Here is a 25,062-nt window from a genome sequence, read left to right as displayed (position 1 = left end):
CAGTAGGAGCGAGCTTCAGCCGCGCGGGTGCGCCTTTGGCGTCTCGATGCGCCGCCATTGGCGCCCATCGCGCTTGATCATGTCGCCGGCAGCGGTCGGACCCCAGGTACCAGCCACATAGTTTGGGAACTCGCGCGGCGGCAGCGCGGCCCAGACGTCGATCACCGACTGTACGATCTCCCAGCCCTTTTCGACCGTGTCCGCATGTTTGAACAGGGTCGCATCGCCCTTCATGCAATCGTAGATCAGGGTCTCGTAACCGGTGGCCGGTTTGTTGCCGAAGTAGTCCTCGTAGCAAAAGTCCATGTTCACGGTGCCGATCTTCATCGTTGGCCCCGGCACCTTGGCGCCGAAACTCATCTGGATGCCTTCGTTGGGCTGGATGCGTAGCACCAGCTTGTCGGCCTCGAGTTCGTCGACATCGGTATCCTGGAACATGATGGTCGGCGCCTTCTTGAAGTGGATCGCCACATCGGTGTATTGCGCGGTGAGCCGCTTGCCGGTGCGCAGATAGAAGGGCACCCCAGCCCAGCGCCAGTTATCCATGGTCAGCTTGAGCGCGGCGAAGGTCTCGGTGTGCGAGTTGGGCTTGACCCCGGGCGATGTACGGTAAGCCTTCACCTGCTCGCCATCGGGCATGGTGCCGGCGCTGTATTGGCCGCGCACCGCATGGGTGAGCACCTGTTCCGGCGTCAGCGGCTGGATCGCATCCAGCACCTTGTTCACCTCGTCGCGGATCGCCTTGGCATCGAACGAGTTCGGCGGTTCCATCGCCAGGAAGCCGAGCAGCACCAGCAGGTGGTTCGGCATCATGTCGCGCAGCGCGCCGGCTTCTTCGTAGTAGGCACCGCGATGCTCGACGCCGACCGACTCGGCCACGGTGATCTGCACATGGTCGATGTGATTGCGGTTCCAGAGCGGCTCGATGAAGCTGTTGGCGAAGCGGAACACCATGATGTTCTGCACCGTTTCCTTGCCCAGATAGTGGTCGATCCGATAGATCTGCTCCTCGTCCAGGTGCCGGTGCAGATCCTCATTGAGGGCAATCGCCGAGTCGAGATCGCGTCCGAACGGCTTTTCGATGATCAACCGTCGCCAGTCGTCCTCGGTCTCGTGCAACAGCCCGACCTCGCCGAGATGATCCGTCACCGCGCCGAACATGCTCGGCGGGATGGCGAGATAGAACAGATAATTGCCCTCGGTGCCGCGTTCGGCATCGATGCGGCTCAGGTTCTCGCACAGACGCTCATACTCCGAGCCCTCGAGCATGTCGATCTTCATGTAGTGGATGCGTTCTTCGACCTGCGCCCAGATCTCGGGTTTGAACGCCTCGCCCGAGGTCTCGTGCAGGTGCTCCGACATCAGGTCGCGGAAGCTCGCGTCGTCGAGGTCGAGACGGTCGAGGCCAAGCATGACGAAGCTCTCTGGCAGCAGCGCAGCGGACCAGAGGTGGTAGAGCGAGGGGATCAGCTTGCGCTTGGTGAGATCGCCGCCGGCGCCGAAGATGATCATCACGTTGGGCGGTGCCGGTGGCGCGGAGTTGAAACCGGTGTGGTTCAACGACATGGTTTGCGGTTCCATCAGGCCTCCGGCTTCTCGTGGTGACCACCGAACTGGAAGCGCAGGGCCGAGAGCAACTGATTGGCGAACTCGGCCTCGCCGCGCGAGGTGAAGCGCTCATAGAGCGCGGCGGTGAGCACCGGCGCCGGGGCGCCGGTCTCGATGGCGGCGATGCTGGTCCAGCGGCCCTCGCCGGAGTCCGAGACGCGACCACCGAAGGTCTCCAGCTGCGGGTCGTCATGGAGGGCGTTGGCGGTGAGATCGAGCAGCCAGGACGAGACCACCGAGCCGCGCCGCCAGACCTCGGCGATGCGCGGCAGGTCCATCTGGTACTGGTAGAACTCCGGATTGGGGAGCGGCGCAGTCTCGGCGTCGACGGCGTGATCGGCGCGGCCGGCGCCGGCATGCTTGAGGATGTTAAAGCCCTCGGCATAGGCGGCCATGAGCCCGTATTCGATGCCGTTGTGGACCATCTTGACGAAATGACCGGCGCCGTTCGGTCCGCAGTGCAGATAGCCGAGTTCGGCGCGATCATAGTCGCCGCTGCGGCCCTCGGTGCGCTCAATCGCCCCGGCGCCGGGGGCCAGCGCGGCGAAGATCGGATCGAGGTGCTCGACCGCCTGGGTGTCGCCGCCGATCATCAGGCAGTAGCCACGCTCGAGTCCAAACACGCCGCCACTGGTGCCGCAGTCGACGAACTGGACGCCCTTGGCCTGCATGCGCTTGGCGTGGCGGATATCGTCCTGGTAATAGGAATTGCCGCCGTCGATGATCATGTCGCCGGCCTCTAAATGCGGTTCGAGCTGGTCGATAATCTTGTCGACCACAGCCGCTGGGACCATGACCCAAGCTGCGCGCGGCTTGCTGAGCTTGGCGCAGAAGTCGGCGATATCGGTGCTGCCGGTCGCGCCTTCTTTCTCAAGTTCCGCAACAGCGTTGGGGTCGGTGTCGTAGACGACGCACTCATGGCCTGCGCGCATCAATCGTTGCACCATGTTGGCGCCCATGCGCCCGAGGCCGATCATTCCGAGTTGCATGCTGGCATCTCCTCTCTCTAGCGTGATTGTCGCAAGGATTTGGGGTGGACCGACGCCCGGTCCCATGGCTTGAGACCGGTTGGCGCACATCTGGCTCAGCGTGCCTCGAGCACCACGAGGCTGCGAGTGCCGACGCGCAGGCTCTCGCGATCCAACGGCGCTTGATCGTGCAGTGACCAGAGATAAGGCGCCCGTGCCGTATCGATGGCGCGGTGCCAGCGGCGGCCAGGCACCGGCGGCAATGCGAATTCCATTGCCTCTTTCCACATGTTCATCATCACATGCAGGTGGGGCTCATCGGGCTCGAGCCCGGCCAAGGTAAAGGCCAGTACTCGGGCATCGGGGTCGCCCCAGCGCGGGTTGTCGAGCTTGACGCCGTGCCAGCGGATATCCGGGATGCCGCCTGCATGCGTTGGCTTGCCGGTGAGGAAATGGTTGCGCCGCAGCGTCGCATGCCGCTGCCGGAAGGCGACCATGGCGCGGGTGAAGTCGAGCATGGCGCGGTTCTCGTCGGCCAAGCGCCAGTCGATCCAGGACAGCTCGTTGTTCTGACAATAGGTGTTGTTGTTGCCCTGTTTGGTGCGCAGCAACTCGTCACCGGCGAGCAGCATGGGCACGCCCTGGCTCAGTAGCAGCAGCGCGATGAAGTTGCGCGCCTGTTGGCTGCGCAGCGCCAGGATGTTGGGGTCGTCGGTGGGCCCCTCGACGCCGCCGTTCCAGCTCAGATTGTGATCATGGCCATCGCGGTTGTCCTCGCCATTGGCCTGGTTGTGCTTCTCGTTGTAGCTGACCAGATCGTGGAGCGAAAAGCCATCGTGACAGGTAATCAGGTTGATCGTGTTCGCCGGCCGTCGACCGCGACTCTCGTAGAGATCGCTGGAGCCGGCGATGCGGGTGGCGACATCGCCGATGAGGCCGCCATCGCCGCGCACGAAGGCGCGTATCACATCGCGATAATGGCCATTCCATTCCGCCCAGCGAAAGCCGGGGAAGTCGCCGACCTGATAGAGCCCGGCCGCATCCCAGGCCTCGGCGATGATGTGCGCGCGCCCGAGTTCGGGCGAGAGTTCGACCGACCAGAGCACCGGCGCGTGGTATTCCGGGGTGCCGTCCTCGCCGCGCGCCATGGCGCTGGCGAGGTCGAAGCGGAAGCCATCGACGTGCATATCGCGCGCCCAATAGTGCAGCGAGTCGATCAGGAAGCGTGTGACCAGCGGATGGTTGCAGTTCACCGTGTTGCCGCAGCCAGTGTAATCGCGATACTGGCTCAGGTCATCGAAATCGAGGTGGTAGAAGACCTCGTTGCCCATGCCCTTGAAATGGATGATCGGGCCGTCGGCGCCGCCCTCGGCGGTGTGGTTGTAGACCACGTCGAGAATGACGCCGATGCCGGCGCGATGCAACGCCTTGACCATATCTCGGAACTCATCGCGCGCGTGGCGTGGGTCGCAGGCATAGTGCGGATGCGGCGCGAAGAAGCTGTGCGTGCTGTAGCCCCAGACGTTCTCCAGGCCCAGTTGCGCGGTCTTCGGTGGCACGTCCTGTAGATCGAAGGCCATCACCGGCAGCAGCTCGACATGGGTGATGCCCAGCTCGGTGAGATAGGGGATCTTCTCGATGATGGCGCGGAAGGTGCCTGGGTATTGGGTATCCGCCGAGGGATGGCGACTGAAGCCGCCAACATGCAGCTCATAGATCACCGCCTCGGTGAGCGGCACATGCAGATGCTGATCGCCTTCCCAGTCGTACTCATCGCGCATCAGCACCGAGCGCATCGCGGTGGCGAGATTGCTGCCCGGGCGACAGGCGGCCGCGCGATCCCAGAGCCGATCGCTCACCGTCGTACACCAGGGGTCGAGCAGGAGCTTGTCCGGATCATGCCGGCAACCGCTCTCGCGCGTATCGCTCGGGCCATCGATGCGCCAGCCGTAGCAGATCCCATCCGGCAGATCCTCGACCAGCACATGCCAGAAGAAGAAGGTGTGGTTCTCGCGCGGATCGAGTTCGATGATCTGGATCGGCTCGCGGCTGTCCTCGTGCTCGAACAGCAGCAGCTCGACCTTGGTGGCATGCCGCGAGAAGCAACAGAAGTTGACGCCGTTGTCGGCGAAGGTGGCGCCGGAGAGGCCCCAGTCGCCGGCTTGAGTACGATAATGCGGTGCTGCCATGGAGCGAAGGTTCCTAATCGGTCGAAGACGTCGTCGGATGTGGTGCGCGCGGGCTGGTGCCGATGCCAATGCCAATGCCGGTGCGCCGACACTCCCATGGTAATGGCTCGCGGGCGCGGCGGATATGTCAGCCTCATCACGCGCGCGGAGTCTTGGCGCGCAAGGGCGTAGAATCGCCGTCTGATCCGTTTGTTTGAGTGTCACTGATGCGATATTGCAGTCAATGTGGGGCGGGCGTCACCCTGCGGGTGCCCGAGGGCGACAACATGCCGCGGCACGTCTGTGTCGAGTGCGGCATCATCCATTACCAAAATCCGAAGGTCGTGGTCGGCTGTCTTCCAGAATGGGAGGACCAACTGCTGCTGTGCAAGCGTGCCATCGAGCCGCGTTATGGGCTCTGGACCCTGCCGGCGGGGTTCATGGAGAACGGCGAGACGGTGCAGCAGGGCGCGGCGCGCGAGACGCTGGAAGAGGCCGAGGCGCGGGTCGAGGTCGGCGCCCTCTATGCGCTGTTCAACCTGCCGCACATCAATCAGGTCTACATGCTGTTTCGCGCGCGCCTGCTCGCGCCCGAGTTCGGGCCGGGCAGCGAAAGTCTGGAGACCGAACTGATGCGCGAGTCCGAGATCCCCTGGGACGAGATCGCCTTCCCGGTGATCTATGAGTCCCTGCGGCTCTACTTCCGCGATCGCGCCGCCGGGCACTTCCCGCTGCGTGCCGGAACCATTCGCCGCATCGAGGGTCCCGAGCGTCGCTATACGTTCAACCTGGAAGGCGAACCTCAGCCGGAATTGCGCGATGGGTAGCCCTCGTGTAACGAAGGATTCGCGCATCGATCGAACGGGCGATCAAGTTTTCCCTCTGACGACCGATATGCTCAGAAGTCAATAGGCTCCCTTCCATCGCCTTGCAGCGTTCGAGGTCACCATCATGAGCATCGTCAGCAGCGAATTGTCTCTGGCATCCAGTCACAGCTATAGCCGAGTTGAAACCAGCAGCGAACGCTTGCGGATCAGTATCCGCGAGCGCGTCGCACCGATCGAGTCAGCGCCAGACCGGGGCCGGGAGGCAACCGGTCGCGTACTGATCTCGCTCCAGGGACAGGCGCGCGCGGCGGCGGAGAGGGCGGCGCTCAGCGCCGAGGACCGAGCCGCCGGTGATGCGGCCAATGGTGAGACCAGCGGTGAGACCTGCGCCGACTGCCTGGAAACCGCGATGGATGAGGCGCGCAAAGACCCGGCCAACCAGTTGCTGATCGCCTTGGTCGAGTATCTGAGCGGCCGCTCGCTCAGCCTGTTCCGGCTCGAAACGGCGGCGCCCGAAACGCCGCCGCAGGAGCTGGCCAAGGAGCCGGTCGCCATTGACGGTCAGCGCGTCCGGCTGTCGATTCGCGAGCCGGAGCCGGCATTTTCGCTGGACTACACCCGGACCCATTCGCTCGAAGAGCACGAAGCCACCACCTTCTCCGCGCGCGGCGTGATTCGCACGGCGGACGGCGCCACAGTCCGCTTCGACCTGCAACTCGAGATGCAGCGCTCCTATCGCGAGGTCAGCCATACGCAGATCCGCATGGGCGCCGCCCAGCGCGAAGACCCCTTGGTGATCAATTTTTCCGGGACCGCCGCCCAACTGCGCGATCAACGCTTCCAATTCGACCTCAATGCCGATGGCGAGCTGAATACGCTACCGCTGCTTACCGGCGGCAGCGGCTATCTGGCGTTTGATCGCAACGGCGACGGGCGCGTGAATGACGGCTCGGAGCTGTTCGGCGCCCTCAGCGGTGACGGCTACGCCGACCTGAAGGCGCTCGATGAGGATGGCAACGGCTGGATCGACGCCGCCGACAAGGCCAGTGAGCAACTCTACCTGTGGCTGCCCGAGGCCGGCGGCGACGGCAAGCTGCTGACGCTTGAGGAAGCCGGCATCGCGGCAATCTCCACCGCCCACATTGCGACCCCGTTCGAGCTGCGTGGGCAGCAAAACGCCGACCTTGGCGCCGTGCGTGCGACGGGTCTGTATCTGAGCACGGACCATACCGTGGGCACCACGCAGCAGATCGATCTGAGTGTGTGAGCCCCGCAACTCAAGCGCGGCGCACACGGCTTTGGCACGGCCTTGGCGTTCGGCACTGAATCTGGGCGAAATCGCTTTGGCCCGTCTTCCTTGGCGCGCTTAGACTACGTATGTTCCCTCATGGGAACGCAGGGAGGCCTTGGCGATCGGGCATCAGTGACCCTGCGCATTCGCTTAGATGATGTTTGGTTAATTTTTTTGGAGCAGAGACGACCATGTCCAACGTATCACAGATTTACGCGAACGCCGTCATGCAGGAGCTTGCTGGCGAAGGGGGTCGAGCTTAACACCAGCTTGCGGGACATCTTTGGGCGCATTCTCAGCCGCCAAGTCACCGTGAAAGACGATGGCACGCTAGACGTCACCAACGCCTTCAATACGCTTGTGCAAGTGTTCACCTTTGTCGCGACGCCGCCCGAGAATCGGGGCGGTATCGCCAGCCCCTTTGACTATCAAGCGCTCCTGGAGGCCGCGAAAACCCCTGTGCTGCGCGGCGAGGATGGCGCCCACCTCGAGCTGGACATGAAGGTCTTAGTCGAGACCTTTCGATCTGTGCGCGGAGACGGCGACCTGACCCTTAACGTACCCGAAGGCATGGCCCTGAGCGCCGCGAGAAAGCTCGATCTGGACCTAGGTGGCGATCTGACGGTCAACTTCCAGGGCGAGGATCAGGTGCTGACGCTCTCTGCGGACAGTTCGCTCCAGCTCAACGGCGGCACGCTGGGCGTGCGCAACGGCACGCTCAACCTCTCGCAGGTCGCCGATAGTGCCTTTGCTGGCGTCGGCGCCATCGACATTGCCTCCAAGGTGATTCTCACCGTACCGCAGTTGCGGGCCCCCGGCAGCAGCCCGAGTAACCCTGGACAGACGTCGGACCTAAACTTTAGTGATTGACTTTGGAACAGTGAGCATGACTCAACCGACCATCTACGAGCAATTCATGCTCGAGCTGATCAATCGTGCCCGGACCCAACCGCTCGCTGAAGCGGCCCGGTATGGGATTGATCTGAGCCAGGGACTGGACCCCGGCACCCTGTCTGGCATGTCCATGCAGCCTGTATTCAGCAATCCGCTGCTGATCGACGCCGCGCGTGATCACAGCGACTGGATGCTGGAAACCAATACCTTCAGTCACACGGGCAAGGACGACTCCGATCCAGGAGACCGGATGGGGGATGCCGGCTATGAGTTCACCCCACCCTGGAGTTGGGGAGAGAATGTTTCCTGGATGGGCACGACGGGAACCTTACCGGACGATCTCACCGAGTATACTCTTGATCAGCATGAGGGTCTGTTTCTCAGTTCGGGGCATCGGAAAAACCTCCTGAACGAAGAATTTCGAGAGATCGGCATCGGTCAGTCATTAGGTGAGTTCTCATATAACCAAACGACTTACCAAGCCTCCATGATCACCCAGAGCTTTGCGACCTCGGGCGATGAGGTCTTCTTAGGCGGTGTGGCTTATGACGATTTGAATCAGGATCGCTTCTACACGCCCGGCGAGGGTTTAGGAGGTATCACCGTCAGCCTGCCGGAGTTGGATCTGGAGACTCAAACCTCGGCGGCGGGCGGCTATCAGCTCGCCGTTCCAGCGGGGACGCATGAGGTCGTGTTCTCGGGCGATGCCTTGGAGGAACCCGTGACCGAGATGGTCACCATCGGCACCATGAACGAGAAGCTCGATCTGGTGCTAGGGGATGAGTTGCTACCGACCCTCGACCCCGTCGACTATGCGACCCGCTTCATGCAGACGCTTGCCGATGCGCACGCCGACGAGACCGTGACCTTGAATGCGGCGCTCACGCCCATTTTTGCACGGATACTGAGTCGGCAATTGGAGCCGGATAACGAGGAGGGAGGTCTCACCCCGAGCGGCGCTTTTGATACCCTGGCGCCGGTGTTTACTTTCGTCGCAACCGAAGACGCCTCGAAGAAACCGAACGGCCCGATGGGCTATTCGAGTGCGGAGAAGGACGCGGCACACGCCGCAGCCCGATTTGAAGCGGCCGAGGCTGGGATGCAAGGCGTCCTTGCCGCCGAGCCACTGGAGGATTGGGAGACCGATGGTGTCCTCTTGTCCGGAGCCTTTGAGCCAGCATCCGAGTCTTCCCTGGATGAGGCGCCGGGGCCGGACCTTCCCGCTGACGACTCGGGACCCGCAGCCAGCCTCGCGGCCTATGCCGATTGGGCCTTGATCTAATCTATAAGTGCAGACGCTAGCAGACCGTTACTCAAGGTCAGTAACAGAGAGCACTTCGACGACTGCCGCCGTCAACCGCCGCAGCTCGTCATCGCTGATCACGAACGGCGGCATCAGATACACCAACCGCCCGAACGGGCGCACCCAGACGCCGCGCTCGACGAAACGGCGCTGGATGTCACGCATCGCCACCGGCTGTTCCAGCTCGACGACCCCAATCGCACCGAGCACCCGCACCTCGGCGACACCGGGCAGCTCGCGGCAGGGGGCCAAACCCGCCGCGAGGGCGCGATCGATGCGCGCGATATTGGCTTGCCAGCCTTGGCCGTCGGAATTTGCGTCCGAGCCCGAGCCCGAGCCCGAGCCCGAGCCCGAGCCCGAACCGGAACCAAGCAACAGATCGATGCTCGCATTGGCGATAGCGCACGCGAGCGGATTGCCCATGAAGGTCGGGCCGTGCATGAAGACGCCGGGCGCGGCGCTGGAGATGGCCTGCGCGACCGGGTCGGTCGCCAAGGTCGCCGCCGAGGTCAGATAGCCGCCGGTGAGCGCCTTGCCGAGCGTCATGATGTCCGGGCTGATGCCGGCGTGCTCGCAGGCGAACAGCCGGCCGGTACGGCCGAAGCCGGTGGCGATCTCGTCGGCGATCAACAGCACGCCATGGGCGTCGCAGAGCGCGCGGACGCGCTGCAGGTAGTCGGCCGAGTAGAAGCGCATGCCGCCGGCGCCCTGGACGATGGGTTCGAGGATCACCGCCGCAATCTCGTCGCGATGCGTCTCGATCAGGCGCTGAAAGTCGGCGATGTCGGCATCGCTGCAAGGTTCGCCGAAGCGCGGCGCCGGCGCCGGGGCGAAGAACTGCTGCGGCAGCACCTGATTGAACAGTTGGTGCATGCCGGTGACCGGGTCGCACACCGACATCGCGTGGAAGGTGTCGCCATGGTAGCCGGAGCGCAGGGTCAGGAAGCGCACGCGCCTGTGCTCGCCGATGGCCTGCTGGTATTGCAGCGCCATCTTCATCGCGACCTCGACCGCAACCGAGCCGGAATCGCAGAGAAACACCTGCTGCAACGGCGCGGGCGTGATCCGCACCAGCCGCTCGACCAGCCCGGCCGCCGGCGCATGGGTGAGACCGCCGAACATCACATGCGCCATCCGATCGAGTTGCTCGCGCGCGGCCTGGTTCAGCAGCGGATGGTTGTAGCCGTGGATCACGCACCACCAGGAGGCCATGCCGTCGATCAGCCGGCGGCCATCCATCAGCTCCAGCTCGCAGCCCTGCGCGGCGCGCACCGGATAGACCGGATCGCGGTCGATGGTGGAGGTGTACGGATGCCAGGCGTGGGCGCGATCGAGCGCGAGCAGGTGCTCGACGGCGGTCGAGTGACCTTCAGCGTTCATCGCGGTTCAGCGCCCGTCGCGACCACCACCGATGCCCTGCTCTCGGGCGAAGTCGAGCATGCGCTGGATCGGCTGCACCGCGCGTTGGCGGATCACTGCGTCGATGTGGATCTCCTGGTCGCCGCGCTCGAGGACGACGGCGAGGTTCTGCAAGGCATTCATCGCCATCCAGGGGCAGTGCGCGCAGCTCTCGCAGGTGGCGCCTTCGCCGGCGGTGGGCGCGGCGATGAGCTGCTTGTCGGGCGCGAGCTGGTGCATCTTCCAGAAGATGCCCTCGTCGGTGGCGACGATGAAGGCGCGATTCGGCAGATCGCGCACGGCCTTGATGAGCTGAGTGGTCGAGCCGACCACATCGGCCTGGTCGATGACCTCGGTCGGCGACTCCGGATGCACCAGTACGGCGGCATCGGGGTGCAGCCGGCGCACGCGCTCGAGCGCGAAGCCCTTGAACTCCTCGTGCACCACGCAGGCGCTGTCCCAGAGTCGCATCTCAGCGCCGGTCATGCGCTGCACATAGCGCCCGAGGTGTTTGTCCGGTGCCCAGAGGATCTTCTCGCCGCGCGCGTGCAGATGCTGGACGATCGGTAGCGCGATGCTGGAGGTGACGACCCAGTCCGAGCGCGCCTTGACCTCGGCGCTGGTGTTGGCATAGACGACCACGGTGTGGTCCGGATGGGCATCGCAAAAGGCGCTGAAGGCCTCGGCCGGGCAGCCCTCGTCGAGCGAGCAGGTGGCCGCGAGCGTCGGCATCAGCACGCGCTTCTCGGGATTGAGGATCTTGGCCGTCTCGCCCATGAAACGCACGCCGCAGACGACCAGGGTCTTGGCATCGCTCTCGGCACCGAAGCGGGCCATCTCGAGCGAGTCGGCGACCAGGCCGCCGGTCTCCTCGGCCAGCGCCTGGAGGTCGCCGTCGACATAGTAATGCGCGACCAGCACCGCCTCCTGCTCGGCGAGCAGACGCTTGATGCGGTCTTTGAGCGCGCGCTTGGCGTCATTGTCGAGCGCCGGCCAGGTCGGCTGGGGCGGAACTTCGATGCGGTCGCGGATGAGGGGGTCGGCGTTGGCGGTGTTCATACGCTCATGTCAAAGGCAGTGATCCGATCGTCTATGGACGTTGCGTTTGTCGATCTCGGCATCAAGCAGGCTCTCGTAGACGCGTTGCAGCTCGCCGAGGGTGAAGGTCTCGGGCAGGAGTTGAAAGGCGAGAATGGAGTCATCCAGTTTTTCGAGCAGGCGCCGTCGGGCGGCATCGATGATCTCGGCATGATCGAAGGCCAGTGCCGGCAGCGCCTCGAGCGGGAACCAGGCTGCGGCGGCGGCGTCATCGCCGGCCCGCACCGACGACAGCCGCTCTTGCGGCGCCAGCGCCAGGTAGGCGACGCTGAGGATGCGCTCGCGCGGGTCGCGCCCCGGTGTGCCGAAGAGGCCGAACTGTGCGAGAGGGAGATCGGTGACACCGGTCTCCTCGGCCAGCTCGCGGGCGGCGCCGGCGTCGAGATCCTCGTCGATGTCGAGGAAGCCGCCCGGCAGTGCCCAGTGGCCCTTGAACGGTGCCTGGCCGCGCTCGATCAGCAGCAACTGCAGGCGCTCTTCACGCAGCGTGAAGAGCACGACATCGGTGGTGACCGCTGGATGCGGGTACTCATAGCAGTAGGGCTTGGCGCTGTTTGCGGAGGGGTTTGCGGACGAATCGGCCATCGCGGGCTCAGGTGTTCTGGTAATGAGGTCGGGCGCGGATGAAAGCCCGAATGGCTGCGGATACTATACGCTTTGCTTCAAGTTGAGGTAGTGTGCGCGCGACCGTCGGGGTGGCCTTGGCCTCTGCTGACAAAGCTGGCGGCGTCAACGGCTTAGGCGTGCTCAGGGGGCGTTCGTAGGCGCTTGCAAGAGCGTCCCTTACAACTTACCTAAGGGGCTGATTTTTTTGGCCTAAATAGCCGCTTGGCTTGATATCGCGTGGCATTTTCAGGATACTTCGCGGTTTGGCTCATGATGCCGTCGACGATCACCATCAAGGCTGTTATGGGAATTCTCATTATGCGCATGCTCTCGATAGGCCTCATCGTGGTGATGAGCGCCGTGACGCCAGTGTCGGCCCAGACGATCGAAGATATCTATGTGGTCAAGCAGGCGGAAGGGCTGCCGACCGTCTCGGTGGGCGGCACCGTCGTGCCCTATAAAGAAGTGACACTGGCCGCGCAGTTGCCGGGGCGGGTCAAGTATCTGGCCGGTATCGAAGGCGATGCGTTCGAGAGCGAGGAGCTGCTGGTCTCGCTCGATGCGAGCGAACTCGAAGCCAAGCGCCATGCGCTGCTTGCGCGGTTGGCGAACGCCGATGCGCAGATCCGCAATGCCAGCGTGCAATACGGGCGCGAGCTGCGCTCGCCGCGCGCGCGCAACGCGCCCGGTGGCATGGGCATGCCGAACCTGTTCGATCAATTCTTCACGCGCCCGATGGAAGATTTCGTCGGCGATCGGGATCAGGATGCCGAACTGTCCGCTGACTTGTTCGCCTCGGGCACGCAGATCCAAGAGGCGCGCCACTCGATGATGCAGTTGCAGGCCGAGCTGCGCGCGCTCGATGCCAAGCTGCGCGATGCGCGCTCCATCGCGCCGTTCGATGGGATGATCGTGGGCAAATTCATCGAGGTCGGCGATACGGTGCAGCCAGGGCAACCCATGCTGGCCTTTGCCGATGTCGAATACCTGCAGGTCGAGGTCGATGTGCCGGCGCGTCTGCGCCCTGGGTTGCGCGAGGGGGCCATGCTGCGCGCCGAGCTGGATGTGCCGGTGCGCGCGGGTAGCGATCATGGGAACGAGTCTGGGGATGTGCCGGTGCGTATCGCGCAGGTCTATCCGATGGCCGACCCGCAGCGACATACGGTGAAGGTCAAGTTCGATCTGCCCAAGGGGGTTGCCGAGCCCGGCATGTACGCCAAGGTGCTGGTGCCGGACTTCAACGCGCCGGCGCGCGTCAATCCGGTGGTGCCGAGAACGGCGATCCGCTACAACGGCAGTCTGCCCGGGGTTTATGTGCTCGACGAGGACGGCAATCCGCATCTGCGCCTGATCCGCGTCGGCGAGCCGACGCCGCGCGGCGGGGTCACGGTGCTCAGTGGCTTGCGCGCCGGTGAGCGCATCCTCAGCAATCCCGGCCCTGGCATTGCCACGGGCTGGTCCCAGGGCGATCGCCCAAGCCGCTGAGCCCCTCTCGCCGAGATGCTCTCCGATCCGCTCCTGACGTAAGAAACCCATGCTATGAGCCAGGACGACAGCCCTCGCACGCCCGCGCCGGAAGACGCTCGCACCCTCGCTTCGATGGATGGCGACAGTCTCGGACTCGCCGGTCGCACCGCCCGCTTCTTCATCCGCTCACCGCTCTCGCCGCTGCTCTATGTGGCCATGCTGATGATGGGGCTCCTTGGCCTTATCGCGACGCCGCGCCAGGAAGACCCGCAGATCTCGGTGCCCATGATCGACATCATGGTCCAGTACCCGGGCGCTGCCGCAGAACAGGTGTCGAGTCTCGCCATGCAGCCGCTCGAGCGCATCATGAGCGAGATCGCAGGCGTCAAGCATGTCTACTCCGCCGCACAGCGCGGGCAGGGCCTGGTCACGGTCGAGTTCGAGGTGGGCGAGCAAGTCGGACCGTCCTTGGTCAAGGTGAACGACAAGCTCGCGTCCAACATGGACAAGATCCCGCCCGGGGTGATGCCGCCGCTGGTCAAGACCAAGGGCATCGATGACGTGCCCATCGTGACTCTGACGCTCTGGTCGAAGGACGTCGACGGTAATGGCCGCCCGGACGTCGATGACGGACAGTTGCGGTTGTTGGCGCAGGATGTGCTGCAGTCGCTCAAGGAAGTGCAGGACACCGGCAATAGCTTCATCGTCGGCGGGCGGCGCGAGCAGATCACCGTCGATGCCTATCCAGAGCGCCTGTCGGGCTATCGCATCGGTCTCGACGAGGTCGCGAGTACGATTCGCGCGGCCAACGCCGAGACCAGTGCCGGCGGTGTCGAGTCCAGCGGTTCACACTTCTCGGTGGTCTCCGGCTCGTTCCTCGAAGGCGCCGAGGATATCGAGCGCTTGGTGGTCGGCACCCACAACGAGGTCCCGGTCTATGTGCGCGACATCGCCAGCGTGCGCCAGGGGCCCCAGGATGCCGAGCAGTTGGTGGCCTATTACAGCGGGCCAGCGGCCGAGGGTGACGCGCGGGCCGATGGCGCGCCGGCGGTGACCATCGCGGTGGCGAAGAAGGAACTCACCAATGGCGTCACGGTGGCCAATGCGATCCTCGCCAAGGTCGAGGAGATCAAGGGCGATCGGATCCCGAACAATGTCGAGGTCAGCGTCACCCGCAACTACGGCGAGTCGGCGGACGAGAAGGTCTCGGAGCTGATCTTCAAGCTGTTCATCGCGACCTTCTTCGTGTTCCTGTTGGTGCTCGCCGCCTTTCGCGCGCTCAAGCCGGCGATCGTGGTCATGCTGGTGATCCCGGTGGTCCTGCTGATGACCATCTTCATGGCCTGGATCACCGACTACACCATCGACCGCGTGAGCCTGTTCGCACTGATCTTCTCGATCGGCATCCTGGTCGATGACGCCATCGTGGTGATCGAGAATATCTATCGGCGCTGGCTCGAGGAGGGCCGCACTGATGAGTACACCGCCGTCGATGCGGTGCGCGAGGTCGGCAATCCGACCATCCTCGCGACCTTCACGGTCATCGCCGCGCTGCTGCCGATGGGCTTTGTCAGCGGTATGATGGGCCCGTACATGGAGCCGATCCCGGCCCTAGGCTCGGTGGCGATGCTGATCTCGTTGTTCGCGGCCTTCGTGTTCACGCCCTATCTGGCGATCTCGAAGTGGCTGCGGCCCTCGATGCGCTACTTGGAGGTGGCCGAGAAGCGCGAGCACCGGGAGGCGAAGAGCCTCGAGCGGCTTTATGTCCGCATTCTGACCCCGCTGATCGAGTACAAGCGCAAGCGCCTGATCTTCAAGCTGGTGCTCTGGGGCACCTTCCTCTTCACGCTGAGCTTCTTCTACTTCAAGTGGGTGCCGGTGAAGATGCTGCCGCTGGACAACAAGCCGGAGTTCTCGGTGGTGTTGGACATGCCGGAGGGCACGGCGCTCCCCGTGACCGCGAATCTGGCCCATCAGATGGCCGGCAAGCTTCGCGACATGCCCGAGGTGACCGCGATCCAGCTCTACGCGGGCACCGCGCGGCCCTTCGACTTCAACGGCATGGTGCGTCACTACTATCTGCGCTCCGATCCCTGGCAGGGCGAGCTGCAGGTGCAGCTGACCAATAAGCACGACCGCAGCCGCAGCAGTCACGAGATCGCGGTCGAGGCGCGCGAGATGTTGCAGCCACTGGCGGATGCCAGCGGCGCGCGCATCGCCGTGGTCGAGATGCCGCCGGGGCCGCCGGTGCTGCAGTCGGTGGTGGCCGAGGTGCATGGGCCGAGCGCCGAGGTGCGCCGCGCCTTTGCCCAGGAGCTGACCGACATCTTCGCCCAAGCCGAGAGCGCGCGCGATGTCGACAACTATCTGCGCGAGTCCTTCGACTATTGGCGCTTCGATGTCGATACCGAGAAGGCGGTGCGCCGGGGTGTCTCGGTGGACGCGATCAATCGCAATCTGACCATGGCGCTTGGGGGCGCCGAGATCGGCGATGTGAAGATGCGCGCCGGGCATGAGCCGGTGAATATCGTGGTGCAGGTGCCGCTGGCCGAGCGCTCGCAGATCCAGAGCCTAGGCGATTTGCCGATCCGCACCAACTCCGGCTCGACCATTCCGCTGCGCGAGTTGGGCAGCTTCGAGCGCGTGCCCGAGGAGGCGATCGTGTACCGCAAGGATCTGCGCGCGGTCGAGTATGTGGTCGCCGATGTCGGCGGCACGCTCGCAGCCCCGGTCTACGCGATGCTACAGATCCAGAACCGGATTGACGAGATGGGCTATGTGGCACCGGATGGCGCCACCCCAACGGCCTATTGGCTGGGACCGCCTCCCTCCGACCAGGTCTCGGGCTTCGAATGGGCCGGCGAGTGGACCGTCACCTACGAGACCTTCCGCGATATGGGCGCGGCCTTTGGGGTGGCGTTGGTGCTGATCTACATCCTGGTAGTCTGGGAGTTCGGTAACTTCCGCATCCCCTTGGTGATCATGGCGCCGATCCCGTTGACGCTGCTGGGCATCATTCCCGCGCACTGGGCGGCGTTCGAACTCGGCTTGGGGGGCGAGTTCACTGCTACCTCGATGATCGGCTGGATCGCGCTCGCCGGTATCATCGTGCGCAACTCGATCTTGCTGGTCGATTTCTCGATCCATGAGGTGCAGAAGGGCGTGCCGGTGGCCGAGGCCGTGATCCGCGCTTGCACCACGCGCACGCGACCGATCGTGATCACCGCGCTGGCGCTGGTCGCCGGCTCTAGCGTGATCTTCACCGATCCGATCTTTCAGGGCATGGCGATCTCGTTGTCGTCTGGCGTGCTCGTCTCCACGCTCTTGACCTTGATCGTGATTCCGCTGGGCTGCGTTGCCGCGAGCAAGGATCTCTGCGAGGTCGCGGTGGCCAGCGCGCCGCCTGGGACAGTGGTGCCTTGTGGCGAGGAATGGCACCGCGAGGAACCATATCGCGCTGTCAGTTCAAGCGCGACTCGGCGCCAGAGCAAGCGCGGTAGTGTCCTGGCCAAGATCGGCAGTGTGTTGATGCTGATCCTCTATGCCATCCGCGGGCTGTTCCTGCTGCTGTTCGATTGGATCAAGGGAATGATCAAAAAACGCCGCAAACCCGGCTCTGGTCCCGGAGCCGGTCCGGGGAAGCCTGGACCAGCCGGGGGAACCGGGTCATCGGGGCCACTGCCTAATGCATTAAGACGTTCTGAAATAGACGCTGATGCTGAAGACAGCGCGCCAGCATCATCGGCTGCGACAGATGCGCCCGAACAGACGACAGCAAAGGGCGAGGCGTCCGCTGAGGTGCCAGCACCGACCCGGCGCAAGAAGACGCCGGCCAAGAAAGCGGCGACGAAAAAAGCCACCACGAAGAAGACCGCGACAAAGAAAGCGACGCCGAAACCGACGTCGAAGAAAACCGCAGCCAAGCCGCAGCAGAAGACAGCGCGGCGCGGCATTCGGTTGAAGACCGACGATAGCGACAGTTCTGAAAACGGTTAACGCAAACAGCGACAACACTCATGATGGGATGGCAATCAAGACCCTTGGCTCAAGTGCGCTCACAAGTAAGACGCGGGCCTCGGGGTGCCCGGGCTCGAGTGCCTCTGATGGTGCTGGTGTTTGGGATGCTTGCCAGTCCGGCGGGGTGGGCCTGGAATCCCTACGATACCGACAGCGGTTGGTCGGCCCCCGCGCCTGCTGACTGGTCGGCGCCCGATCGCTGGCGCGATGACTCGCGCGATAGCGCGGAGGGCGTTGATCGAACATGGCGCCAACCAGACCGGGGGCGTGCGCGCTTCGCGGGATCGGAGTCATTGGAAACCAGGGGCTATGAGTTCCGGCATGATCCAAAACTCGATGCCCAACCCGCCGACCAGCGCAACGGATGGCAGTTTCGACCCCGCTCCGAGCGCGAACAGGCGCGCTCGGTTGCCGAGAATCATCGCTATCCACGCCTTGATGAGCGTGAGTATCGTCCGCGCGGACCCTGGCACAGCTACCAGGACGAAGGCACCGCATTCGGTTACCATGCCGAGGATCCATGGTCGGACGGTTCGACACAGTCATGGCCGCGTTAGCCGTCCCGCGCAGTATGCAGTCACTCAGAACGAGCGTTTCATAAGTGGATGATCACAGTCATCGGTTCTTTGAAGGGCGGCTCCGGTAAAAGCACCCTCACGTTCAATCTCGGGGTTTGGCTCTCGATGGCCGAGGTCGATGTCCAATTGCTCGATGCCGACCCTCAGGGCACCTTGACCGATGTCGCCGAGGTGCGGCAAGAAGAGGGGTTCGAGCCGGTGCTCGAGATCAAGGGTCGGGGGGCGCTCGATGCCGAGACGCTCGGCGAGCACGCCGAGGTGGTCATTGATGTCGGCACCGCCGATATGGAGGCGCTGCGGCAGGCAATCAGCCTCTGCGACCGCGTGGTCGTCCCGGTGCCGCCGTCGCAGGCCGATATCTGGTCGATGCAGCGCTTCATCCAATTGGTCAAATCCGTCGAGCGCGAACGCCCGCCGCAGATCCTCGGCTTCATCAACCGTGGCGATACCCATCATGCCGTGCGCGAGACCAACGAGACGGCTGCGGCCTTGGTGTCGCTGCCGGATATCCGGTTTCTGAAGTCGCGCCTATCGCAACGCACCGTTTTTCGTCGCTCGTTCAGCGAGGGGCTCGCCGTGTTTGAACTCGAGCCTCGTGGTAAAGGCGCGAAAGAGTTCTATGCGTTGGCGGCGGGCCTATTCCCTCAGCTCTTGAGTTAGAGGCATACGGCTGAAGTCCCCCCGGCTGCGGACCGAAAGACGCCACGCTGATGGTTGCAGTGGTACGAGAGAGGTCGTGATTTCTTATGACAGTCAAGAGTCCGCGCGAGCAAGATCCTCCCCGAGAGACCAAGACACCGGCTGCGGAGACGGGTGGGGGTGATCCTGCGGCCAGCCAGTTCGCGATGGATCGGCTGTCTCAGGCCTTCGAGACCAGCGCGCGGCGGTGGGAGTTGATCGTCTATCCGAGCCTGTTCGCCTTTATCATCCTCGCCGCCTATGGGTTCTATCTGGTGTTCAGTCTGGCCAAGGATGTGCATTACTTGGCGATCAGCGTCGACTCGAACATGACGGTGCTCGCGAGCAACATGCAGTCGATGTCGGACAACATGGGCCAAATCAGCGCCAATGTCCGCGCCATGACCGTTGGCGTCGAGTCGATGGCGCGGGATGTGAAGACCCTGGAGCCGATGCTATCCTCGATCGAGGCGATGAATCATTCGATGCAGTCGATGACCTTCACCACCGCGAACATGCGTGATGATCTCGGGGCGATGAACCGCAACATCGGTCGTCCGATGCACTTCATGAATTCGTTCATCCCTTGGTAGGTCGGGGCGCAGGCTGTTCTATCGGCGACAGAGCCACACCATGAAGGACGCGGGAGAGGGCATAGAGACTGGCTCTGAGACCAGCTTGGGAGCTGGCTCAGACGCCAGTCTGGAAACGGGTCTGGAAACCGAGCCGAGGACGCGAGCGGGCGCCGACGAACAGGCAGACGCCCCCAGGATTCGGCTGATCGTTGCCATCTCCTCGCGCGCGCTGTTCGATCTCTCCGAGTCGCATCGGGTCTTCGAGGAGCAAGGCGTCGAGGCCTATCACGCCTATCAGGTCGCGCATGAAACCGAGATCCTGGCCCCTGGCGTGGCCTTTTCGCTGGCGCGCAAGCTGCTGGCGCTGAACGAACGGCTCGGCGATCGCGGACGGGTCGAGGTGATCCTGCTCTCGCGCAATAGCAGCGATACCGGGTTGCGCGTCTTCAACTCGATCCGTCACCACGGGCTCGCGATTCGTTGTGCCGCCTTCACCAGTGGCGCCAGTCCTTACCGCTATGTCTCCGCGTTTGGCGCCCATCTGTTCTTGTCCGCCGACCGCGACGATGTGCGCCAGGCACTGGACGCAGGCTGCGCGGCCGCGACCATCCTGCCGGCGCCAGCACGCGCGGCGGCGGAGGATGACGAGGAATTGCGCATCGCCTTCGACGGGGATGCGGTGCTGTTCTCCGACGAGTCCGAACGCATCTTTCGCGCCGAGGGCTTGGCCGCCTTCACCGCGAACGAGGTCGCGGCCGCCCAACAACCGCTCTCCGATGGGCCGTTCAAAGGCTTCCTGGTCGCTCTGCGGCGCATTCAGGCGCTGTTCCCGATCGATCAGGCGCCGCTGCGCACCGCGCTGATCACCGCGCGCGGCGCCCCGACCCATGAACGGGTGGTGCGAACGCTGCGCGCCTGGAATATCCGTATCGATGAATCGCTGTTCCTCGATGGGCTGGGCAAGGGGCCCTTCCTGGCCGCGTTCGATGCCGATATCTTCTTCGATGATCAGGAACACCACTGCCGCGACACCCAAGGGCATGTGACCACCGGGCATGTGCCGCATGGCATTGCGAATCTGGATGAGCCCTGAGACAGGGCGCTAGCCTCGGACGAGGGTCTCGGAAGCTGTCTGGAAATGCGGCATTGGGCACCCCAGAAGCCGTTCAAGCACGGAACTCTGCTTCCGCGATTGGGATTTCAGACAGCTGCTCAGAGCAACACCGTCTTCGCGGCCTCGCCCGGGCGTTCACGGACTAAGCGCGGCACCAGATAGCCGGGGAGGCGCTGGCGCAGCTCGGTCACCAGCGCGCGCGCCTCGGCCTCTGGGACATCGAAATGCGCGGCGCCACTGACCGGGTCGAGCAGGTGCAGATAGTAGGGCAGTACGCAGCTGGCGAACAGGGCCTCGGAGAGTTCGGCGAGTGACGTCACGGCGTCGTTGACGCCACGCAAGAGGACACTCTGATTCAGGAGGGGCGCGCCGATCTCGCTCAGCTCGAGCAGGGCGCGCTGGGCCTCGGGGCCGAGTTCGGTCGTGTGATTGATATGGGCGACGATCACCAGCCGCAGGCGACTGCCGGCGAGGAGGGCACAGAGCCGCTCGGTGATCCGACTCGGTAGGATCGTCGGCAGCCGGGTGTGCAAGCGCAACCGCTTCAGGTGGGGGAGGCGGTCCAGTACCTCGATCAGCCAGGCCAGGGTTGCGTCATCGAGCATCAGCGGATCACCGCCACTCAGGATGACCTCCTCGATATCCTCGGCGTGCTGGAGCGCCACGAGGGCTGCGGCGAAGCGATCCCGCCGCGCGCCATCCTCGCCATAGGGGAAGTGGCGGCGAAAGCAGTAGCGGCAATGCACCGCGCAGGCGCCGGTGGCGATCAGCAGTGCGCGTCCCCGGTACTTCTGCAACAGCCCCGGCGCGCGGCGCGCGGCGCTGTCTCCAACCGGATCGGCGACGAAGCCAGCGCGCGCCTGAGCCTCGTCGGCGAGCGGTAAGACCTGTCGCAGCAGCGGGTCATGCGGATCGCCACGGCGCATCAAGGCCGCGAAGCCGCGCGGTACCAGCAGCGGAAACCGCTCGGGCCGCAGCAGCGGCACGGGCAACTGCGCCGGGGTCAGCTCGAGCGCGGTCAGCAGCGCGATGGGATCGGTGAAGGCGGCGGCCAGCTCCTGTTTCCAAGTTGGTTTGCGGCCAGTCTCAGCGCTGGTTTCGACGACCATTTCCCCACCAAGGTCTGCCATCGCTGTTGGGTTCGCGCTACTATATCAGGTTAATTTTCTATCCGGCTGCGGCGCCCAGCGGCTCGACGTTGCCGGATTTCCATCGTCTTGATGGCAAGATGCACTGCAAGGGGACCTGATGGCAAATTACAAGACCAATGAATTCAAGGGCGGGCTGAAGATCATGCTCGACGGCGATCCATATACGATCGTCGAAAACGAGTTCGTCAAGCCGGGCAAGGGCCAGGCATTCAGCCGCGTGAAGGTGCGCAACCTCAAGACCGGTCGGGTGGTGGAGCGCACCTTCAAGTCCGGCGACTCGGTCGAGGCCGCTGATGTGCATGAAACCGACCTCCAGTTCCTCTACTACGACGGCGAACTCTGGCACTTCATGGACCCGAGCAGTTTCGAGCAGTTGACCGCCGATGAGGCGGTCCTTGGCGAGGCGTCGAAATGGATCAAGGAGCAGGATCTCTGCAGCGTGACGCTCTACAACGGCCAACCGATCAGTGTCGAGGCGCCGAGCTTCGTGGTGCTCGAGATCACCGAGACCGATCCCGGCCTCAAGGGCGATACCTCGGGCGGTGGCGGTAAGCCCGCAACGCTCGAGACCGGCGCGGTGGTCAACGTGCCCCTGTTCGTGCAGACCGGCGAGATGATCAAGGTCGACACGCGCTCCGGCTCCTACGTCTCGCGCGCCAAGGACGAGTGAGTCCGCACTGGCGCCCGACGGCGTCGCTCGACACCTTACGCGCCCGCGCCCGCCTGCTCGAACAGGTGCGCGGGTTTTTTGCCGCACGCGGCGTGCTGGAGGTTGAAACCCCGCTGCTCTCGGCGGCGGCAGCGAGCGATCCGGCGCTGGCGTCGTTCAGCACCCATTGGGCTGGCTCGGATCAGCCGGCGGCACAACGGCTCTATCTGCACACCTCGCCCGAATTGCCAATGAAGCGCCTGCTCGCGGCAGGTAGCGGGCCGATCTATCAGGTCTGCAAGGTCTTTCGCGATGGCGAGCGCGGGCGCCGACATCATCCCGAGTTCAGCCTGCTGGAATGGTATCGGCCCGGCTGGACTCTGCGCGCGCTGATCGATGAGGTCGCCGAGCTGGTGCGGCTGTTGCTCGATCGGCCCGAGCTTGCGATCGAGGTCATTCGTTACCGAGACCTGTTTCAGGAGCGCCTTGGCGTCGATCCTTGGTCGGCGGATGACGCGACGCTGCAAGCGGCCGCCACGGCGGCTGGGCTCAGCGGTTGCGATGGCCTCGCGTTGGATCGCGATGGCTGGCTGGACCTGCTGATGAGCCAGTGTCTGGAGCCCATGCTGGGGCGCGGCGGTCTGACCTTCGTGCGTGATTATCCACCGAGCCAGGCCGCGCTTGCCCGACTGCGTCTGGGCAGCCCGACCGTTGCCGAACGTTTCGAACTCTATCTCGACGGCATGGAGCTGGCGAATGGCTTCGATGAGCTGACCGACGCCGCTGAGCAGCGTGCGCGCTTCAACGCCAACCTGAGCGCGCGCCGAGCCGCAGGTCAACCCGAGCCACCGCTCGACGCGGCCTTCCTGGCCGCGCTCGAGGGCGGGATGCCGGCGAGCGCCGGCGTTGCATTGGGATTGGATCGGCTCTTAATGTGCGCGCTCGGAGCGGATCATATCGATGCCGTGCTGGCGTTTCCGGTTGAGCGCGCTTGAGACGTCGGTGGGCGGCTATAACCGTCCGACCTGATCGCCGGACACTCGACCGATGTGTTCGCCGCAACGCACCACCGTGCCGGATATCAGCGACGGCTCCCAGCGCGCCGCGCCGGCTGGAAACAGCAGGATCACCGTCGAGCCCATGTTGAAGCGGCCAAGCTCGTCGCCTCGGGCTAAGCGGGGGCCGTTCGCACCGGCATCCCTGACGCTGACCGCGCGCGCGCGTGGTGGCGTGAGGCGCCCGGCCCAGACCGTTTCGATGCTGCCGACGAAGATCGCCCCGACCAGGATCACAGCCATGTCTCCAACGCTGGTCTCGAACAGGCAAATAACACGCTCATTGCGCGCGAACAGCCCCGGCACCCTGGCAACCGTGGTCGGGTTGACGCTGAACAGGCGGCCCGGCACCTGGATGGTTGCGCTCAGCCGGCCCGCGAGCGGCAGATGGATGCGGTGATAGTCGCGCGGCGAGAGATAGAGGGTGGCGAACAGACCGCCCCGGAACCTGGTCGCAAGGTCGTGGTTGCCGCCGAGCAGGGCGGCGAGCGGGTAGTCAACGCCCTTGGCTTGGATCAGCCGGTCGTCGTCGATCAGCCCGACCTGGCTGACGCGCCCATCGACGGGACAGCCGATGGCATCGGTCGCAGCCGGCCAGGGGCGAGTGCCTGGCTTCAGGGCGCGTGTAAAGAAGGCATTGAAGCTCGCATAGGTGCGCGGGTCAGGCTCGGCGGCCTCGCTCAGGTCGACGTGGAAGATCCGCGCATAGAGTCGGATGATCCAATGGACCACCACCGGCCAGCGCCGCTGGGTCAGCCAGAACATCGCGTTCGACAGCGCATGCTGCGGCAGCAGGTATTGCAGGCCGACAAACAGGCGCGCGCCGAGACCTTGGGCATTAGGTTGGCGCATCGCTGGCTTCCGATTCGTTCGTGACTGATTCGCGTGGATTAGGCTCGCCTAGGGCTGGTTCGTTCGGGGCTGATTCACCGGGAGCTGGCTCGCTCGGTAGGGCCTCGGGTCTTGTGGCAAGGGTCTTCAGGTCTTCGGCGATGCTGGCAGCGGGCTGCGCACCAGTAAAGAGGGCGACCAAATGCGCTTGGGGGCCGACCAGGAACAGCGGTGGCGGCGTGGTGGCACTCTCTTCGGCGGGCGCAGCGCGACCAGCGCCGAGTGCGTCCCGTAAGTCGCTCAGCGCCTGGCTGCTAGCACTGAGCACACGTAGATTGGGCGTGAGCTGTTCGAAATCGCGCGCGAGCCCGGGCATGTCATCGGCACTGATCAGGAGTAGGCGAAGATCCTTGCGCAGATCGGGCTGATCGGCGACTCGGTTCGCGACCTCGATCAGGCGAGCGACCCTGCGGTGTCCGGTCGCACTGCCGGGCGAGCCGAAGGCGATCAGCGACCAGTGGCCGCGTAGATCGGCGTTGGTGACCGGCCCCTGGGGACCACGCAGGTTGAGTTCCGGTAGCGCAGTCGGCGCGCGCAAGAGGACGCCGTCGATGCGTAACGCTGCCTCATGGTCACGCTGGAACTGATTGCCCCATTGATAACCGACTAGGAACAGGCCGACTGCGGCGAGGGCCATGATCAAGCGGGCGGCCAGCGGGCGTGAGGAACGACGCATCATCGAGTACGCCGCGCACGGGCGATAGCACTGGCGATACGGCCTCGAAA

The 25,062-nt window shown here is 64.3% G+C and carries 21 protein-coding genes; 12 read left to right on the top strand and 9 right to left on the bottom strand.

All coding sequences use genetic code 11. The features are described 5' to 3' along the window. Nucleotides 1-15 precede the first annotated feature (15 nt). The 3 genes from zwf to glgX form a co-directional block, all read right to left on the bottom strand. Nucleotides 16-1,581, bottom strand: coding sequence for a glucose-6-phosphate dehydrogenase (zwf, locus tag AC54T3_RS03455; protein WP_496622353.1), 1,566 nt, complete (start codon nucleotides 1,579-1,581; stop codon nucleotides 16-18). Then, the gene (gene gnd / locus AC54T3_RS03450; RefSeq protein ID WP_496622351.1) at nucleotides 1,581-2,597 is read right to left on the bottom strand and encodes a phosphogluconate dehydrogenase (NAD(+)-dependent, decarboxylating); all 1,017 of its coding nucleotides are present in this window, start codon (nucleotides 2,595-2,597) and stop codon (nucleotides 1,581-1,583) included. The genes zwf and gnd overlap by 1 nt, the downstream gene beginning before the upstream one ends. A gap of 95 nt (nucleotides 2,598-2,692) precedes the next feature. Next, a complete protein-coding gene (gene glgX, locus AC54T3_RS03445) occupies nucleotides 2,693-4,765 on the bottom strand; it encodes a glycogen debranching protein GlgX (protein ID WP_496622350.1) in 2,073 nt (690 codons plus the stop codon). Nucleotides 4,766-4,971: 206 nt separating this feature from the next. Between glgX and AC54T3_RS03440 the strand changes: the two genes are divergently transcribed. The 4 genes from AC54T3_RS03440 (at nucleotide 4,972) to AC54T3_RS03425 (ending at nucleotide 9,038) form a co-directional block, all read left to right on the top strand. Continuing rightward, entirely contained in the window at nucleotides 4,972-5,571 is a 600-nt protein-coding gene (locus AC54T3_RS03440; protein ID WP_496622349.1) for an NUDIX hydrolase, read from the top strand. Nucleotides 5,572-5,695: 124 nt separating this feature from the next. Further along, nucleotides 5,696-6,838, top strand: coding sequence for an SPM autocatalytic domain-containing protein (locus AC54T3_RS03435; protein ID WP_496622347.1), 1,143 nt, complete (start codon nucleotides 5,696-5,698; stop codon nucleotides 6,836-6,838). 294 nt (nucleotides 6,839-7,132) lie between these two features. Continuing rightward, a complete protein-coding gene (locus tag AC54T3_RS03430) occupies nucleotides 7,133-7,732 on the top strand; it encodes a hypothetical protein (protein ID WP_496622345.1) in 600 nt (199 codons plus the stop codon). A 16-nt stretch (nucleotides 7,733-7,748) separates the two neighbouring features. Continuing rightward, nucleotides 7,749-9,038: a CAP domain-containing protein gene (locus tag AC54T3_RS03425; RefSeq protein WP_496622343.1), complete on the top strand. Its 1,290-nt coding sequence runs from the start codon at nucleotides 7,749-7,751 to the stop codon at nucleotides 9,036-9,038. A 27-nt stretch (nucleotides 9,039-9,065) separates the two neighbouring features. On the opposite strand, the gene bioA is transcribed toward AC54T3_RS03425, so the two are convergent. From bioA to AC54T3_RS03410, 3 genes are read right to left on the bottom strand one after another with little or no spacing between them, the layout of a single operon-like run. Then, nucleotides 9,066-10,439, bottom strand: a complete 1,374-nt coding sequence (gene bioA, locus AC54T3_RS03420) for an adenosylmethionine--8-amino-7-oxononanoate transaminase (RefSeq protein WP_496622341.1) — start codon at nucleotides 10,437-10,439, stop codon at nucleotides 9,066-9,068. Between the two features lie 6 nt (nucleotides 10,440-10,445). Further along, entirely contained in the window at nucleotides 10,446-11,516 is a 1,071-nt protein-coding gene (gene nadA, locus AC54T3_RS03415; RefSeq protein ID WP_496622340.1) for a quinolinate synthase NadA, read from the bottom strand. A 9-nt stretch (nucleotides 11,517-11,525) separates the two neighbouring features. Continuing rightward, the gene (locus tag AC54T3_RS03410; protein ID WP_496622338.1) at nucleotides 11,526-12,140 is read right to left on the bottom strand and encodes an NUDIX hydrolase; all 615 of its coding nucleotides are present in this window, start codon (nucleotides 12,138-12,140) and stop codon (nucleotides 11,526-11,528) included. Between the two features lie 324 nt (nucleotides 12,141-12,464). On the opposite strand from AC54T3_RS03410, the gene AC54T3_RS03405 reads away from it, so the two are divergent. The 6 genes from AC54T3_RS03405 (at nucleotide 12,465) to AC54T3_RS03380 (ending at nucleotide 20,569) form a co-directional block, all read left to right on the top strand. After that, on the top strand, nucleotides 12,465-13,646 hold the full coding sequence (locus AC54T3_RS03405) for an efflux RND transporter periplasmic adaptor subunit (RefSeq protein ID WP_496622337.1): 1,182 nt from the start codon (nucleotides 12,465-12,467) through the stop codon (nucleotides 13,644-13,646). Nucleotides 13,647-13,700: 54 nt separating this feature from the next. Further along, entirely contained in the window at nucleotides 13,701-17,624 is a 3,924-nt protein-coding gene (locus tag AC54T3_RS03400) for an efflux RND transporter permease subunit (RefSeq protein ID WP_496622335.1), read from the top strand. Nucleotides 17,625-17,731: 107 nt separating this feature from the next. Then, nucleotides 17,732-18,202: a hypothetical protein gene (locus tag AC54T3_RS03395; RefSeq protein ID WP_496622333.1), complete on the top strand. Its 471-nt coding sequence runs from the start codon at nucleotides 17,732-17,734 to the stop codon at nucleotides 18,200-18,202. A gap of 48 nt (nucleotides 18,203-18,250) precedes the next feature. Continuing rightward, entirely contained in the window at nucleotides 18,251-18,883 is a 633-nt protein-coding gene (locus tag AC54T3_RS03390; RefSeq protein WP_496622332.1) for a nucleotide-binding protein, read from the top strand. Nucleotides 18,884-18,969: 86 nt separating this feature from the next. After that, nucleotides 18,970-19,494: a hypothetical protein gene (locus tag AC54T3_RS03385; protein WP_496622330.1), complete on the top strand. Its 525-nt coding sequence runs from the start codon at nucleotides 18,970-18,972 to the stop codon at nucleotides 19,492-19,494. Between the two features lie 178 nt (nucleotides 19,495-19,672). Further along, nucleotides 19,673-20,569 carry a 5'-nucleotidase gene (locus AC54T3_RS03380; RefSeq protein ID WP_496622509.1) on the top strand — a complete coding sequence of 299 codons (897 nt, stop codon included), beginning with the start codon at nucleotides 19,673-19,675 and terminating at the stop codon, nucleotides 20,567-20,569. A gap of 119 nt (nucleotides 20,570-20,688) precedes the next feature. On the opposite strand, the gene epmB is transcribed toward AC54T3_RS03380, so the two are convergent. Then, entirely contained in the window at nucleotides 20,689-21,720 is a 1,032-nt protein-coding gene (epmB, locus tag AC54T3_RS03375) for an EF-P beta-lysylation protein EpmB (RefSeq protein WP_496622329.1), read from the bottom strand. 118 nt (nucleotides 21,721-21,838) lie between these two features. On the opposite strand from epmB, the gene efp reads away from it, so the two are divergent. Together efp and epmA are read left to right on the top strand one after the other, a co-directional pair. Beyond that, nucleotides 21,839-22,411 (top strand): elongation factor P, encoded by a 573-nt coding sequence (gene efp, locus AC54T3_RS03370; RefSeq protein ID WP_496622327.1) that lies wholly within the window; start codon nucleotides 21,839-21,841, stop codon nucleotides 22,409-22,411. Then, the gene (epmA, locus tag AC54T3_RS03365; protein WP_496622325.1) at nucleotides 22,408-23,385 is read left to right on the top strand and encodes an EF-P lysine aminoacylase EpmA; all 978 of its coding nucleotides are present in this window, start codon (nucleotides 22,408-22,410) and stop codon (nucleotides 23,383-23,385) included. Before efp ends, epmA begins: the two co-directional genes overlap by 4 nt. A 15-nt stretch (nucleotides 23,386-23,400) precedes the next feature. Here the strand turns inward: epmA and asd are convergent, their stop codons facing one another. Continuing rightward, the gene (gene asd, locus AC54T3_RS03360) at nucleotides 23,401-24,297 is read right to left on the bottom strand and encodes an archaetidylserine decarboxylase (protein ID WP_496622324.1); all 897 of its coding nucleotides are present in this window, start codon (nucleotides 24,295-24,297) and stop codon (nucleotides 23,401-23,403) included. Next, a complete protein-coding gene (locus AC54T3_RS03355) occupies nucleotides 24,284-25,015 on the bottom strand; it encodes a hypothetical protein (RefSeq protein WP_496622323.1) in 732 nt (243 codons plus the stop codon). The genes asd and AC54T3_RS03355 overlap by 14 nt, the downstream gene beginning before the upstream one ends. Nucleotides 25,016-25,062 lie beyond the last annotated feature (47 nt).

The organism is Halochromatium sp. NSM3, from assembly GCF_059621085.1.
The sequence above is the reverse complement of the archived record's forward strand: the minus strand, read 5'-3'. Positions and strand labels throughout refer to the sequence as shown.

Excerpts from the sequence above, each read along its gene's own strand:
- zwf (WP_496622353.1), bottom strand. The coding sequence starts at position 1,581 with ATGGAACCGCAAACCATGTCGTTGAACCACACCGGTTTCAACTCCGCG.
- gnd (WP_496622351.1), bottom strand. The coding sequence starts at position 2,597 with ATGCAACTCGGAATGATCGGCCTCGGGCGCATGGGCGCCAACATGGTG.
- glgX (WP_496622350.1), bottom strand. The coding sequence starts at position 4,765 with ATGGCAGCACCGCATTATCGTACTCAAGCCGGCGACTGGGGCCTCTCC.
- AC54T3_RS03440 (WP_496622349.1), top strand. The coding sequence starts at position 4,972 with ATGCGATATTGCAGTCAATGTGGGGCGGGCGTCACCCTGCGGGTGCCC.
- AC54T3_RS03435 (WP_496622347.1), top strand. The coding sequence starts at position 5,696 with ATGAGCATCGTCAGCAGCGAATTGTCTCTGGCATCCAGTCACAGCTAT.
- AC54T3_RS03425 (WP_496622343.1), top strand. The coding sequence starts at position 7,749 with ATGACTCAACCGACCATCTACGAGCAATTCATGCTCGAGCTGATCAAT.
- bioA (WP_496622341.1), bottom strand. The coding sequence starts at position 10,439 with ATGAACGCTGAAGGTCACTCGACCGCCGTCGAGCACCTGCTCGCGCTC.
- nadA (WP_496622340.1), bottom strand. The coding sequence starts at position 11,516 with ATGAACACCGCCAACGCCGACCCCCTCATCCGCGACCGCATCGAAGTT.
- AC54T3_RS03410 (WP_496622338.1), bottom strand. The coding sequence starts at position 12,140 with ATGGCCGATTCGTCCGCAAACCCCTCCGCAAACAGCGCCAAGCCCTAC.
- AC54T3_RS03405 (WP_496622337.1), top strand. The coding sequence starts at position 12,465 with ATGGGAATTCTCATTATGCGCATGCTCTCGATAGGCCTCATCGTGGTG.
- AC54T3_RS03400 (WP_496622335.1), top strand. The coding sequence starts at position 13,701 with ATGAGCCAGGACGACAGCCCTCGCACGCCCGCGCCGGAAGACGCTCGC.
- AC54T3_RS03395 (WP_496622333.1), top strand. The coding sequence starts at position 17,732 with ATGGTGCTGGTGTTTGGGATGCTTGCCAGTCCGGCGGGGTGGGCCTGG.
- AC54T3_RS03390 (WP_496622332.1), top strand. The coding sequence starts at position 18,251 with ATGATCACAGTCATCGGTTCTTTGAAGGGCGGCTCCGGTAAAAGCACC.
- AC54T3_RS03385 (WP_496622330.1), top strand. The coding sequence starts at position 18,970 with ATGACAGTCAAGAGTCCGCGCGAGCAAGATCCTCCCCGAGAGACCAAG.
- epmB (WP_496622329.1), bottom strand. The coding sequence starts at position 21,720 with ATGGCAGACCTTGGTGGGGAAATGGTCGTCGAAACCAGCGCTGAGACT.
- efp (WP_496622327.1), top strand. The coding sequence starts at position 21,839 with ATGGCAAATTACAAGACCAATGAATTCAAGGGCGGGCTGAAGATCATG.
- asd (WP_496622324.1), bottom strand. The coding sequence starts at position 24,297 with ATGCGCCAACCTAATGCCCAAGGTCTCGGCGCGCGCCTGTTTGTCGGC.
- AC54T3_RS03355 (WP_496622323.1), bottom strand. The coding sequence starts at position 25,015 with ATGATGCGTCGTTCCTCACGCCCGCTGGCCGCCCGCTTGATCATGGCC.